Genomic DNA, 13,393 nt, shown 5'->3' on the forward strand with positions numbered 1-13,393 from the left:
CTGCTGGGCAGGCCACCGCCACCACCGAAGCCGGTGCTGGGCAGGGTGCCGGTGCCGCCGGCGCCGGCCAGGCCGCTGCCGTACTCGTCACCGAGGCTGCCGCCGCCGGGGGTGCCGATACCGGGAGTGCCGATACCGGGGGTGGAGCCACCGCCGCCGTGACCGCCGGTACCGGTGGACAGGTCCGGGTGGGCACCGGACCCGACGCCCGGGCCGCCGGAACCGATGCCGGGAGCCGGGCCGACCCCGCCCATACCCGGGCTGCCGCCCAGCCCGCCGGCGGAGGGGCCGCCGCCGAGGCCCGGGACGCTCCCCGCTCCGCCGCCGCCCCCGCCGGTGTCCAGATCGGGCGTCGTCATACTAGGGGTCATCCCCTTGTCAGACTGCACCGCACCGGGCGTGCGCTCCTCAATGGCCAGGTAGTCGCCGCTGACCTTCTGATAGACCTGCTGGGCCTCGTCGGTCTTGTCGTTGAACCAGTCGGCCATGGCGTTGATCGGGTCGGCCCAGCCCAGGAAGTCGGGCTTCACCTTCATCTCGAAGAAGCCGACGCCGATGGTCAGCTTTGCGTTACGCGCTTCCAGGACATCGTTCACACAGCTCGCGGGAATCGGAAAGGTGCTCTGGGCGGCGGTGAGGTCATTGGCCGCCTGCTTCAGCGACTGGACGATGCCGTCGTGCTTCTCGGCGTCCTCGACCACCGTGCCGGTCCGCTTGGCGATGCCCTCGACGTGCGTCTTGAAGGACTCGTAGGCCGGCCCCTTCCAGGCCGCGCCGAGGTCCTTGACGTTCTTCTCCAGGTTCTCCTGCACCGTGCGCAGATTCTTCAGCAACTGCTCCCAGCCGAGAGCGGCGCTGGTGACGTCGCCGGGCCTGCCGTCGACGACGATTTGCTGACACATCTCTTCCCAGCTCGGCATCGCTCATCTCCCCGGTTCAGCCGGCCGTGCCGTTGCCCAGGGCCTGCGCCATCTGGTCGGCGGTCATCTTGTTGGCGCCCTCGGCGGTCTCGTAGTCGTCCTTGACCTTCTGGAGCGCCTTCGCGGCGTTCCAGAGATCCTCGGCGAGCCCGCGGAGCGCGGTCTGGGTGCTGTCGTAGAGGCCGGCGTGCCGCTGCGCCAGCGCGTTGGCCCGCTCGAACGAGCCAAGCGGACTCTTGCCGTCCGCAGCGCCGATGCCGCCCGCGCCGGACGGGTTGCGCATCCACTGCCGGATGTCCTCCTCCATCCGGTACGACTGGCTGTTGAGGAACTCGGCGTGCTCGTTGAGCCAGCGGATGGCGTCGTCGAGGCTGGCGGCATCCCACTCGGTGGTGGCCCCGGCGCCGCCCGGCGCCGGGGTGAGGTGCGTCGGCTTGTGCGCCTTGTTGATGTTGTCGATCTCGAAGCCGTCCAGGTAGACGAAGGGCGTGATCGTCGGCGCGATCGGCACGTTCGGCGTGTCGATCTGGTGCTGGTCCTGCTGGCTGGTCCTGTCGTCCGTCATCGCTTCCTCCCCGTCCCCGACAGACTCTTCCGCTTACTGGTGGTAGCCGCGTTGGCCCGGCGGCGGTGGCGGCATCGCGCCCGGCGGCTTCGCCCCGGACGGCGGCGGTGCCGGATGCGGCGGCATCCCGCCGGGCGGCGGCCAGGCGACCCCGGGCGGCACCGTGCCCGGCGGCGTCCCCGGGACCATGACCAGCGGCGGGCCGGGTGGGGTGGCCGCCGGAGTGGTCCGGCGGCGGCGGGAGCGGACCACCAGCACGATCACCAGGATGGCCACCGCGATCGGAACCAGCAGGCAGAGCGCCGCCTGGATCAGCGCGCCGGTGGTGTTCTTCACCCCGAACGAGACAGCCGGACCGTCGTCCTGCTCCGCCGACCCGGCGGGTGGCGACCCGGCGGGCGGCGCGGCGCTGCCACCGGGGGCCCCGGCGAGCAGCGGGTGGGCCGTCACGGCCGGCACGGAGCGGGTCAGCGCCGCGAGCGGGTCGATCGCCCCGAAGCCGAAGTTGGCGTCGCGGCCCGCCGGGCCCCGGTCCAGCGCGGTGCGGATCAGCCGGTTCACCACGTTGGCGGCGTCCAGGTCGGGATACTTCGCGCGGACCAGCGCCACCACGCCGGAGGTGATGGCCGTCGCGTCGCTGGTGCCGTTGCCCACGCCGAACCCGTTGGCGGAGACCGCTGCCGGCCGCGGCGAGATGATGTCCTCCATCGGCGCGGCGAGCACCGCCTCGCGGCCGCTGGTGCTGCCGGAGAACCGCGCGCCGTTCCTGCCGAGCCCGGTCACGGCGATGACGCCAGGGATGTTCGCGGGCCGGGCGACGCCCTGGTGCCCCTGCTCGGTGTTGCCGGCGGCGGCGACCAGGACGACGTTCTTCTCCAGGGCGTAGCGGACCGCGGCGACCTCCTCCGGTGTCCCCGGTCCGTTGCCGCCCAGCGAGATGTTGATGACGTCCGCGCCGTGGTCCACCGCCCAGCGGATGCCCTCGGGAACCTCGTCGGGGTACTTGTCCCGCCCGAGCGAGACCGGCAGGATCTTGGCCTCCGGGGCGATGCCGAGCTGACGCATCGGCCCGCCACCCCTGCCGGCGATGATCCCGGCCATGCTGGTGCCGTGCCCAAGCTTGTCGTCGTCGACCCGCCCGTCGGCGGCCGCGTCCGCGCCGATGCCGTGACCGGGCAGCACCTGGCCACGCAGGTCGGGGACGTTCGGGTCGACACCACTGTCGATCACGGCGACGGTGACCCCACGCCCCTTGGTGATCTTGTGTGCCGCGGGGATCTTCAGGGCGTCCAGATACCACTGCAGACTACGGACCGTGTCTGCCCGCGCGGGCGTCGGCGCCGGCAGCGGGGCCGCGCCGGCCGCCACCGCAACGGCCATCGCAGCCACGGCGTACCTGAGAACCTTGCCCCTACGCATGAGACTCCCCCGACCTCGACGGCCCGCCAAACAGTGCGGCTCCGGCCCGGTCGAGCCGGACCGGAGCCGCGACGGCCGAATTATCTCAGCCCCAGACCGCTGCGTTGCTCATCTCGGTGGAGACGTAGTTCTCGCGCGCAATACCGACCGCGCCACCGATCTCGTTGAGGATGCGGTTGATGTCGCGCACCGCCGCGTCCCACTGTGCCTGGTGCTGCTCGTAGGCGGCCCGGTCCTGGCCGTCCCACTGGAGCTTGGACAGCATCGACCGCAGCGTGTCCAGCTTCTCGTCGATGGTCTTCGAGATGGTGGTCATCTGCTGGTTGGCGCTCTCGAGAGCCGCGTAGTCAACCTTGATGCTCATGAGTTCTCCTCCTGCTCGTCTCGGCCGGTCACGGGTTGAGAGCGGCGTGGAACTTGTCCAGCATCGCCTGCTGCTCTTCGTCGTTGACCTGGTGCGTCGTACCGGACTTGTCGAGCAGGTCGGCGATGTTGTCCATCGCCGTCAGCAGCTTGGCCGTGTCCTCGTTCCAACGCTGCATGAGCGACTGGAAGCCCGTGGACGCCTGCCCCTTCCAGGCGATTGCCAGGTCGTCGACCACGTTCCACAGCTTCTTCAGCTCGCCGTCGACCTCGCCGCGCGTGGACCGCACGTCACTCGCGGCGGTATGCAGAGTCGCTGCTTCGACCTCGAACGCCATGCTTCACACCCTTCCGTCATCGTTGTGGCGGCTGAACTGCCGCGCCCTCCCCCGCGGCAAGGCCAACACCCCACCGACGGACACTCGTAGGAGACGGTAGCCCACCCCGACGACAGCTCGCTGCCCTGCCCCGGTGGCGGATGTCGCCCCTCGGCTCATTGTGGACGGAACGCATTCGGTACGTCGATCGGCTTCCCGTCAATCGACAAACTTCCCGTTCCGACCGATCGACACCCTGCCGGATCCGGACAGGCGCGAACGACGCCGACCACAGTGGGGTCACGCCGGCTCGACCCAGGCGGTCTGCACGAGCTGCTGCCCGTCCCGCCGCCGCACCAATGTGCCCCGGCCGGGCGGCTGCGGGCTGGGTCGCAACGTACCGAAAACGGCGCCCTCCTCCCGGTTGCCCGACATCAGCAGACCCGGCGAGTCCAGCTCGCGCAGCCGTTGCAGCACCGGCTCGTACAGCGCCCGGGCGATACCACCGACCCGCCGGGTGACGATCAGGTGCAGCCCGATGTCGCGGGCCTGCGGCAGCAGCTCGTGCAGGGCGCTGAGCGGGTTGCTGCCGCCGGACGCGACCAGGTCGTAGTCGTCCACCAGGATGTAGAGGTCCGGCCCCTTCCACCAACTCCGGTCCCGCAACTGCGCGGTGGTCACGTCCGGCCCGGGCAGGCGGTTCTGCAGCGCGCTGCGGATCGAGCCCAGCCCCTGGCTGAAGACCTGGTTGGACGGCGCGTAGTCGAGCAGGTGATCGCCCTCGACCGTGCCGAGCAGACCACGCCGGTAGTCGGCGATGACGATCCGCGCCTGGGCCGGGGTGTACCGCTCGACGATGCCCCGGGCGATCAGCCGCAGCACGTTGGTCTTGCCACACTCGGCGTCCCCGAAGACCGTCAGGTGCGGTTCGTTCGCCAGGTCCAGATACACCGGGGCGAGCGCGGACTCGTTCACCCCGATCGGCAGGCCGGGCACCGAGCGGTCGGTGACGCTCACCAGCTCGGCGAAGGGCAGCCGGCGCGGCAGCAGGCGTACCTTCGGCGCCGGCTGCCCGGGCCAGGCCCGGGCGACGTGCTCGGCCAGCTTGACCGACGCCTCGGACAGGTCGTCGATGTCCCGGCGGCTGTCGATCCGGGACACCGCCGCGAGGAAGTGCAGCTTGTCCCGGGTGAGGCCACGACCGGGCGCGCCGGTCGGCACGTTCGCGGCGGCCCGCCGGTCGATCTCGGACTCGTTCGGGTCGCCCAGCCGCAGCTCCAACTTGGTGCCGAGCAGGTCCCGCATGTTGATCCGGACCTCCGCCCAGCGCACCGCGGTCAGCACCACGTGCACCCCGAAACCCAGACCGCGGTTGGCCAGGTTGGTGATGGTCTGCTCCAGCTCCTCGTACTCCTGGCGCAGCGTGTTCCAGCCGTCCACGACGAGGAAGACGTCACCGAACGGGTCGTCGGCGAACTCGCCGGCCGCGCGCCGCCGCCGGTAGCTGGCCACCGAGTCGATACCGTGCTGGGCGAACCGGGTCTCCCGGTCGTCCAGCACGGCCATCACCTCGGCGACCGTACGGCGTACCGCCTCGGTGTCCCGCCGGCCGGCCACCCCCGCGACGTGCGGCAGACCCGCCAGGCTGCGCAGCGCGCCGCCACCGAAGTCGAGGCAGAAGAACTGCGCCTCGCGGGGGGTGTGGGTGAGCGCCAGTGAGGCGATCATCGAACGGAGCAGGGTGCTCTTGCCGCTGAGCGAGGCGCCGACGATGACCACGTTGCCGCCCGCGCCGGCCAGCTCGACCAGCATCGGGTCGCGCCGCTGCTCGTACGGCCGGTCGACCACACCGACCGGAACGGTGAGCTGCCCCCGCCCCGGCCAGGTCGCGGTGCACAGCCCGAAGGTGGAGTGCACCGCCAGCGGCGGGAGCACGTCGATGAGGCTCGGCGGCTCACCCAACGGCGGCAGCCACACCTGGTGCGCCGGGGCGCCCTGCCCCCTGAGCCGGTCGATCAACACGTCCAGCATCGCCACGGCCTTGCCGTCGGCCGGCTTCTCGTCCACCGGCGTCACCTCGACCGGCGTCTGCGGCACCTGCACCGGCACGAAGTTCACCCCGTACGGCACGATCCGCCGCTGCACCATGGCCCGGGACGACTGGGCGATCTGCCCCGGGGGTCGGTACGGCCCGGAGACGTACGCCGCCCGGAACCGCAGCATGGTGCTGGTGTCGGTCTTCAGGTAGCCGTGGCCGGGGGCGTTCGGCAGCTCGTACGCGTCCGGCACGCCGAGCACGATACGGCTCTCCACCGCGGAGAAGGTCCGCAGGCCGATCCGGTACGACAGGTGGGTGTCCAGCCCGCGCAGCTTGCCCTCCTCCAGCCGCTGCGAGGCCAGCAGGAGGTGCACCCCGAGCGACCGACCCAACCGGCCGATCATCACGAAGAGGTCGATGAAGTCCGGCTTGGCGGCGAGCAGCTCGCTGAACTCGTCGCAGATGATCAGCAGGCTGGGCATCGGGTCGAGCGGCTCACCGGCGGCCCGGGCCTTCTCGTAGTCGAACCGGGACACGTAGTTGCCGGCCGCCCGCAGCACCTCCTGCCGGCGGGTCATCTCCCCGGCGAGCGCGTCCTTCATCCGGTCGACCAGGGGCAGCTCGTCAGCCAGGTTGGTGATCACCGCGCTGGTGTGCGGCAGCGCGTCCAACGAGGCGAAGGTGGCGCCACCCTTGAAGTCGACCAGGACGAAGTTGAGCTCCTCGGAGGAGTGCGTGACGGCGAGCGCACCGACGATCGTCCGCAGCAGCTCGCTCTTGCCGGAGCCGGTCGCGCCGATGATCAGGCCGTGCGGGCCCATGCCCTCGTGCGCGGACTCCTTGAAGTCCAGTTCCACCACGTTGCCGTCCGGGCCGACGCCGAGCGGGATCCGCAGTCGGTCCCGGTGGCTGCGGGGCCGCCAGGTCTGCCGTACGTCGACGGCGGCGGCGTCGCCGACGCCGAGCAGGTCGGGCAGCTCCATGCTGCGGGCCAGCGGCTCCTCCGAGGTGGTCTGCTGCTGGGAGAGCCGGTAGGGGGCGATCTGCCGGGCCAGGCCCTCGGCCGCCTCGGCGCTGAGCCGGTCGGGGGTGCCCAGGCGCGAGCTGGAGGCGCCCCGGACCAGCTCCAGGGAACCGCCGTCGCCGGCGTCGAGGCAGAGCAGCCACCGCCCGGCATCACGTGGGACGGTGCCGGACAGGTCGATCGTGGTGGCGCCGAGCAGGCCCGGCCCCATCAGCTGGCAGGTCGCCGAGACCTCCCCGCCGTCGATCACCACCACCAGGTGCGGCGCGGTGGTCAGCGGCTTGGCCTCCGGGGCGAACCGGGGCCGTCCGGCCAGCTCGGCGGAGAGCGACTCCTCGGCCTCGGCGAGGCTGGCGAAGACCAGCCGTCGGGCGCCCGCCGCATCGGTGCGCGCGCCGTGGTGGGCGTGCGGCAGCCACTTGACCCAGTTCCAGGCCGACTGCCGGTCCGGGGCCGCCACCACCGCGAGGATCAGGTCGTCCGGGGCGTGGAAGGTGACCAGCTGGGCCAGGGCGGCCCGGGTCAGGTCGAGCACCGGTGCCCGGTCGCCGCGCAGCACGATCCGGCTGAACGCCCGCAGCGACAGTGCGGTGGGCAGCTCGGGCACGCTGGAGTGGGCCCGGACGAACCGGCGCAGCGCGATGGCGCTCATCGGTTCCAGGTCCTCCACCGGCTTGGTCTCCGGCGGAACGATCTCCACGGCGAGCCGTTGCGGCCCGGTGGCGATGCGGACCTCACCGAAGTCGTCCTCGGTGATCCGCCGCTCCCACATCCGCCGGGAGGCCGCGATCGACCACAGCGCGTCCGGTTCGGGGTGCCGCCAGGTCATCGCGGCCCGCTGCTGCTCGGCGGCGCGGCGGGTGCGCTTGCGCATCTGCGCCAGGTAGCGCATGTAGTCGCGCCGTTCGGCGTTCAGCTCGGCCTTGTCGTTGTTGCCGTTGCCGAGGGTGCCGAGCGCCATGCCCAGCATGGACACGCCGAACAGGCCACCGGCGACGTACGTCATGGTGCTGCCGCCCCGGCCGGCGTAGAGGAACGCCATCGCGCCGACGCCACAGAGCATCGGCAGGATCATCAGCAGCTGGCCCAGGCTGCGGGGCGTCTGTTCGGGCAGCTCCGGAGGGGACTCCAGGAGCACCTCGCCACGGGGCAGTGCCGGCCCCGGTTGACGCGGAAGCCGGCGGAACACGACCGTGCTCACGGCTGTCTCCTCCCCAAGAGCGGCCCTGACGCGGTGGGCGACCGACCGGAGACGTCGGGTGGGCATCGTACGCGCCCGTCATCGTAGGTAATCTCCCGTGGGCGTCGTGGACCCGCGGGGGCGAGGCCGCCGGGGCGAGGTGGATCTGACCGAGCACGAGGAGGCCACAGTGGCGACGAAGTCGGCGACCGGAGGACTGAGCCGGGTCACCGTCGTGGCCCCACGGACCAGGATGGATCTGGCACTGCCGTCGGACGTCCCGTTGGCCGACCTGCTGCCGACCCTGCTCAGGTACGCCGGCGAGGACCTGGCCGACGAGGGCGTACGGCACGGGGGTTGGGCGTTGTCCCGGCTCGGCGGCCCGCCGCTCGACGGTGGCCGCACCGCCACCCAGCTCGGGGTCCGCGACGGCGAGGTGCTCTACTTCAACCCTCGTGCCGCCGCCGCGCCGGAGATCGTCTTCGACGACGTGGTGGACGCGGTGGCGACCGCCACCAACCAGCGTCCCGGCGCCTGGCAGGTCGCCACCACCCGGTCGTTCTCGGTGCTGTTGGCGGCGGTGACGCTCGGCCTCGGTGCGGTGGTGACGGTGCTGGCCGGGCCGCCGCAGCTGCCCGGCGCGCTGGCCGCCCTGCTGGTGGCGGTGCTGCTGATGGTGGCCGCGGCGGTGCTGTCCCGGGCCCTCGGCGACAGCCGCACCGGCGCGGTGCTGGCCGTGATCGGCGTCGGGTACGCCGCGGTCGGGGGGCTGCTGGTGCTGGCCGGGGACCGGCGGCTCACCGAGCTGGCCGGGCCGCACGTGCTGCTCGCCGGTGCCGCCGTGGTGCTCTTCGGGGCGGTCGCCGGACTGGCCGTCGGCGACCGGATGCCGCTCTTCCTCGGCGCGGTGGCGGTCGGTGCCGCGACCGCCGGCGGTGCGCTGTTCGCGTCGCTGTTCGGCGTCGGTGCGGCGGCAGCCACCGCGATCGTCGCCACGGTGGCCTTCGCCACCCTGCCGATGCTGCCGATGACCGCCTACCGGCTGGCCCGGCTCCCGGTGCCCTCCATCCCCACCGGCCCGGACGACCTGAAGACCGACACCGAGTCCGTCGACGGCCGGCGGGTGCTGCGACAGAGCGAGCGGGCCGACCAGTTCCTCACCGGCCTGTTGTGGACGGTCTCCCTGCTCGTGCTGGGCTGCCAGGTGGTGCTCGCCGTCGACGGCGGGCTGCCCGCGGTGTTGCTCTGCCTGGTGCTGGCGCTGCTGTCGCTGCTGCGTGCCCGGCCGTTCATCGGGCGGGCCCAGCGCACCCCGGTGCTCGTCGCCGGTACCGTCGGGCTGGCGCTGACCGCCGGGGCCGTGTTCGCCGGCGGCGGGCTGCCGGCCCGGCTGGGGCTGGCGGTCGGCGGCCTGGCGCTGACCGCGGTGATCAGCCTGATCTACGGGCTGAGCGTGGCGGGCAAGCGGATCTCGCCGGTCTGGGGGCGGGTCCTGGACATCGTCGAGATCCTGCTGATCATCGCGCTGGTGCCGCTGGCGTTCTGGGTGTGCGGCCTGTACGGGTGGATCCTCAATCTCCGACCCTGATCGTCCCGGCCGCCGTGGCGACCGGCGTGGTGGCGTAGACGCCCGGCCCGTGCTGCCCGTCCAGCGGCCGGGCGGGGACGCCGCACCGTTGGGCCACCTCGCGTACCACCTTGACCAGGGCCTCGACGTGGCCATCGGGGGCGGCGACCCGCAGCAGTGGCGGCACCGGCCGGCTGCCCGGGAGCACCACCGCGGCGACCGTGTGCGACGGCGCCGAGGTGGTGGTCACCGCGTCCACCAGCGCGCCGAGCGGCGTCTCCGGCCGCCGCCGCAGGGTGAGGCAGCGCTGGGTCCAGCCGCCGCCGCGCAACCCGCTCCAGGTCTCCGCCGGGGCGGCCGGCGCCAGGTCGAGTCCGGCGGCGGAGACCACCGCGGCGCGCAGTTCGTCGCGGCCGAGCACCCGGTGACTGAGGCCGGCCGCGGTCAGGGCCTTGCCGAGCCGGCCGACGGCGGCGGCGATCGTCCGGTGCACCCCCGGCATGCCGCCGCCACGGGCCACCGCCTCGATGCGGGCGTCCGGCACGGACAACCGGACCGCCACCCAGACCGTACGGTGGGCCGCCGCCGGCGCTCCGGGTGCCGGATACCAGACCAGGGTGTGCGAGACCACCTGGGTGAGGGTGACCGGACCGGAGAAGTCCGCCAGCACCCGTAGCGCCCGGTCCACGGTGGACGACTCCACCGAGCCCGCCGGCGCCCCGGGCTGACCGGTCAGCACCACGGCGGCGAACCAGCCCCGCCCGTCCTGGCCGATGCCCAGCCGGGTGCCCCGTTCGGTCAGTTCGATCAGGCCGAGTTCCGGGGTGAGCGCGGCCAGCCGCGGGTCGACGACCCGCCCCTCGGCGACCGCCGTGCGCGCCTGGTCGCGGCGGTGTCCGAGCCGGCGGCGCAGCAGCAGGTCCTCGTACCACCAGCGGCCGTCGCGACGGAGGAACGTCGCGGCCAGCACCAGCGCGGCGAGGCCGCCGACGACGCCGACCAGCCAGCCCGGGCCGGCCAGAGCCGCCCAGACGGCGACCGCGCAGAGCTCCACCAGGACGAGCTGGCCGACCGCCACCGGGCCGACCCGCCCGCGTCCACGCCGGTCGGCGGGGACCACCGGACGGTCGTCTGGGCCGGCGGGGTTGGTGGGCGTACGACCGGGTGGCGCGGCGAGCGTCGTCATCGGTGGGCGTCCCTTCTGGACATCGCGGGCTTCCCGCCGGCGGTGGGCAGGGCGCGGGTCGGGCGACCCGCCGACGGCCCCTTATCGTAGGGAAGCCCGCGACGGAGTACGGACCTGATCGTCGCGCGGACCCGTCGCTGCCGGAGGTCAACCATGCGGACCCGCCGCGATCAGGTGCAGGCGTACCGCTTCGTCACCCGCCGCATCGTCTCGGGGATGCTCTCCGGCGACCCGGAGACCACGAACCTGCCGATGCGGCGGCTCGGCGTGGCCGTCTTCGGCAGCGTGCTCGCCGCCGCCGTCGTGCTCGGCGGCGTCGGGGCGTACGGCCTGTTCACCGGCAACGCCGCCCCGCTGGAGCCGAAAACGCTGGTGATCGAGCGGGAGACCGGGGCCACGTACGTCTTCGACGAGGGGGTGCTGCACCCGACCGTGAACTACACCTCGGCGCGGCTCATCCTCAACGAGGCCGACCCGCCGGTGCGGACGATGTCCCGGGCGTCGATCGAGGACCGGCCCCGCGGTCGTGTCGTCGGCATCCTCGGTGCCCCGGACGCGTTGCCGGACCGCACGTCGCTGGTCGGCCTGCCCTGGTCGGTCTGTGACGTGCCGGCCCCGGGTGACACCCGCCGGTCGACCACCCGACTGGTCATCGACCGGCCGCTCACCGGCGGGACGCCGCTGGCCGACCAGGCGGTCCTGGTTCGCGGCGGCGGCCAGCGGTTCCTGCTCACCGGCGGGGCGCGGCTGCAGATCGCCGGCGCGGAGCCGGCGCTCGCCGCGCTCAAGATGGCCAACGCGACCACCCTCGACGTGGGTGCGCCCCTGCTCAACGCGGTGCCGGCGGGCCCGGCGCTGCGGCAGCTGGCGATCGACGGCGACGGCACGCCGAGCGGGCGGACGGTCGGTGGACGGGCCGCCCGGATCGGCGACGTGTTCCGGGCCGCCGGCACGCACTACGTGCTGACCCGTACCGGTCTGGTGTCGATCGGCGAGGTGAGCGCGCTGCTGCTGCAGAGCGACGGTGGCCAGGTCACCGACATCACCCCGGACGAGGCCGGCCGGCTGCTGACCGACCGGCGGCTGGAGGCCGAGGGGATGCCGCAGACCCTGCCCAGGCTGCGCTCGGTGCGCCCCGGCCAGACGGTGCTCTGCGCGACCTACCGGCCGGGCCCGTCCGGTGGCGCGCCGACCACCACGCTGGAGGTGTTCGACCGGGCGCCGGCCGAGCTCGCCGGGAGCGACGGCACGACGGCGGTGCGGCAGGGCCCGCGGGACGCGGTGGAGACCGCCGGCCAGGTGCTGCTGCCGGGTGGCAAGGGCGTGCTGGTGCAGGCCGCTCCGGGTGCTGGCGAGGGTACGGAGCCGGCGGCCGGCGCGACGGTCTACCTGATCACTGCACAGGGGATGCGGTACCCGCTGGGCCGCAGTTCCGGAGACGCGGTCGCCGCCCTCGGGTACGGCGGGGTGAAGCCATTGGTGGTACCGGCCGCGCTGCTCTCCCTCGTACCCACCGGGCCGACCCTGGAACGGCGGGACGCGCTGAGGTATTTCGCCCCGGACGCTCCCGCGGGCCCGACGCCGTCGGCGCGCGAGGAGGCGCCGGAGTCGCCGGTGCCGGGTGGCTGAGCGGACCGACGCCGAACGGCTGAGCGCACCGGCGGGCCGTTGCCGGGTCGCCCGGAATGGTAGCGGTCGACTAGCCTGGAAGTGGCCGACGGTATCGACTGCCGGCGGTTCCAACTGCCGACGGTATGCACTATGGACAACGGGGATGCTGCCATGACCGGGCGCACGACAGTCGACGTACTGTCCTTGGAAGATTTCCATCAGCGGTTGGCGGATCGGCTCACCCAGGCCGAGGCGGCCGTGCGGAAGCTGAACACCGAGTTGCAGTGCCGTACGCCCGCCCTCGGCTCGTTCGCCGACGCCACCGGCAACGCCCGCCGCTACACCGAGATCCAGGCCAGCTACGCCGAGCGGGTGGCCCGGCTGCGCCGCGCGGTGGAGGCCGCCCGCGCCGCGACCCACACGGTGATGACCAACTACCGCACCACCGAAGCGCGTAACGCGGCGAACGCCGCCGACATCGCCGCCGCCCTGAACGGGGTGGACGAGGCGCTCACCGCTCGGGAGGGCCGCAGTGTCTGACTACACGCAGCGCTACCAGCACGTCAGCCACCGTGAGCTGTACGACGGCGTGCACGCCGGTGACCCGCAGCAGGTAGAGGGTCTGGCAAGCCAGTGGAGTGCGCTCCGGGACACCCTCGCCGGACTGGCCCAGGATCTCGAACGCGACCTGGGCAAGCTGGCCCCGGCCTGGACGGGCGAGGCGGCCCGCGAGTTCCACGACCGGCTGTCGCTGGTGGTGGGCTACTCCACGGAGCTCGCCGAGGGCACGGCCGAGGTCCGGGACGCGCTCAACCTGATGGCCGGTCAGTTGCGTACCGCGCAGCAGAAGGCGGAGAGCCCCGAGGAGACCGACGACCACGACAAGGCCATCGAGGGCGCGACCAAGGGGCTGGTCGCCGGGGTGCCCGGCATGATCATCGGTGGTTTCCTGGGCCACCAACAGGACAAGGCCGAGCAGGAGAAGGCTCACCAGCGGATGGTGCAGGTCGTCGCCGACCTGGCGGCGGGCTACGAGGTCGCCTCCTACGGCCGGGTCGTCGACCCGCCGGCACCGCCGCCGCGACTGCCCGGCGACGTCGACCGGTCCGGTGCCTCGGTGCAGGGGGGTCCGTCGGTGGGTGCCCCGGCGGCCGGTCCGGGCACGGGCGGGCCTGGTGGCGGAGGCGGGGGCACGGCGGGCAC

General features: G+C 73.1%; 11 protein-coding genes. 4 read left to right on the forward strand and 7 right to left on the reverse strand.

Features of this window, described 5'->3' with window-relative positions:
- From E1182_RS31265 to eccCa, 6 genes are all read right to left on the reverse strand, one after another.
- A partial coding sequence (locus E1182_RS31265; RefSeq protein WP_371687597.1) for a WXG100 family type VII secretion target occupies nucleotides 1-920 on the reverse strand: 920 nt, incomplete at its 3' end.
- Nucleotides 921-936: 16 nt separating this feature from the next.
- Entirely contained in the window at nucleotides 937-1,485 is a 549-nt protein-coding gene (locus E1182_RS23785; RefSeq protein WP_132269133.1) for a hypothetical protein, read from the reverse strand.
- Nucleotides 1,486-1,518: 33 nt separating this feature from the next.
- Nucleotides 1,519-2,865, reverse strand: coding sequence for a S8 family serine peptidase (locus E1182_RS23790; RefSeq protein ID WP_165942699.1), 1,347 nt, complete (start codon nucleotides 2,863-2,865; stop codon nucleotides 1,519-1,521).
- A gap of 124 nt (nucleotides 2,866-2,989) precedes the next feature.
- Nucleotides 2,990-3,268: a WXG100 family type VII secretion target gene (locus E1182_RS23795; protein ID WP_132269137.1), complete on the reverse strand. Its 279-nt coding sequence runs from the start codon at nucleotides 3,266-3,268 to the stop codon at nucleotides 2,990-2,992.
- Nucleotides 3,269-3,296: 28 nt separating this feature from the next.
- Entirely contained in the window at nucleotides 3,297-3,605 is a 309-nt protein-coding gene (locus tag E1182_RS23800) for a WXG100 family type VII secretion target (RefSeq protein WP_132269139.1), read from the reverse strand.
- A gap of 279 nt (nucleotides 3,606-3,884) precedes the next feature.
- Nucleotides 3,885-7,847 (reverse strand): type VII secretion protein EccCa, encoded by a 3,963-nt coding sequence (gene eccCa / locus E1182_RS23805; RefSeq protein WP_132269141.1) that lies wholly within the window; start codon nucleotides 7,845-7,847, stop codon nucleotides 3,885-3,887.
- A gap of 106 nt (nucleotides 7,848-7,953) precedes the next feature.
- On the opposite strand from eccCa, the gene eccD reads away from it, so the two are divergent.
- Nucleotides 7,954-9,414: a type VII secretion integral membrane protein EccD gene (eccD, locus tag E1182_RS23810; protein WP_243706388.1), complete on the forward strand. Its 1,461-nt coding sequence runs from the start codon at nucleotides 7,954-7,956 to the stop codon at nucleotides 9,412-9,414.
- On the opposite strand, the gene E1182_RS23815 is transcribed toward eccD, so the two are convergent.
- Nucleotides 9,398-10,579, reverse strand: coding sequence for a type VII secretion protein EccE (locus tag E1182_RS23815; RefSeq protein ID WP_132269143.1), 1,182 nt, complete (start codon nucleotides 10,577-10,579; stop codon nucleotides 9,398-9,400). The two genes, eccD and E1182_RS23815, sit on opposite strands and share 17 nt — an antisense overlap.
- A gap of 153 nt (nucleotides 10,580-10,732) precedes the next feature.
- Between E1182_RS23815 and eccB the strand changes: the two genes are divergently transcribed.
- From eccB to E1182_RS23830, 3 genes are all read left to right on the forward strand, one after another.
- A complete protein-coding gene (eccB, locus tag E1182_RS23820) occupies nucleotides 10,733-12,208 on the forward strand; it encodes a type VII secretion protein EccB (protein WP_132269145.1) in 1,476 nt (491 codons plus the stop codon).
- A gap of 153 nt (nucleotides 12,209-12,361) precedes the next feature.
- A complete protein-coding gene (locus E1182_RS23825; RefSeq protein WP_132269147.1) occupies nucleotides 12,362-12,730 on the forward strand; it encodes a hypothetical protein in 369 nt (122 codons plus the stop codon).
- On the forward strand, nucleotides 12,723-13,393 hold a 671-nt coding region (locus E1182_RS23830), incomplete at its 3' end, for a WXG100 family type VII secretion target (RefSeq protein ID WP_207921491.1). The genes E1182_RS23825 and E1182_RS23830, both read left to right, overlap by 8 nt.

This window comes from Micromonospora sp. KC721 (genome assembly GCF_004348355.1).
Taxonomy (GTDB): Bacteria; Actinomycetota; Actinomycetes; order Mycobacteriales; family Micromonosporaceae; genus Micromonospora.

Excerpts from the sequence above, each read along its gene's own strand:
- E1182_RS23790 (WP_165942699.1), bottom strand. The coding sequence starts at position 2,865 with ATGGCCGTTGCGGTGGCGGCCGGCGCGGCCCCGCTGCCGGCGCCGACG.
- E1182_RS23815 (WP_132269143.1), bottom strand. The coding sequence starts at position 10,579 with ATGACGACGCTCGCCGCGCCACCCGGTCGTACGCCCACCAACCCCGCC.
- E1182_RS23785 (WP_132269133.1), bottom strand. The coding sequence starts at position 1,485 with ATGACGGACGACAGGACCAGCCAGCAGGACCAGCACCAGATCGACACG.
- eccB (WP_132269145.1), top strand. The coding sequence starts at position 10,733 with ATGCGGACCCGCCGCGATCAGGTGCAGGCGTACCGCTTCGTCACCCGC.
- E1182_RS23795 (WP_132269137.1), bottom strand. The coding sequence starts at position 3,268 with ATGAGCATCAAGGTTGACTACGCGGCTCTCGAGAGCGCCAACCAGCAG.
- E1182_RS23825 (WP_132269147.1), top strand. The coding sequence starts at position 12,362 with ATGACCGGGCGCACGACAGTCGACGTACTGTCCTTGGAAGATTTCCAT.
- E1182_RS23800 (WP_132269139.1), bottom strand. The coding sequence starts at position 3,605 with ATGGCGTTCGAGGTCGAAGCAGCGACTCTGCATACCGCCGCGAGTGAC.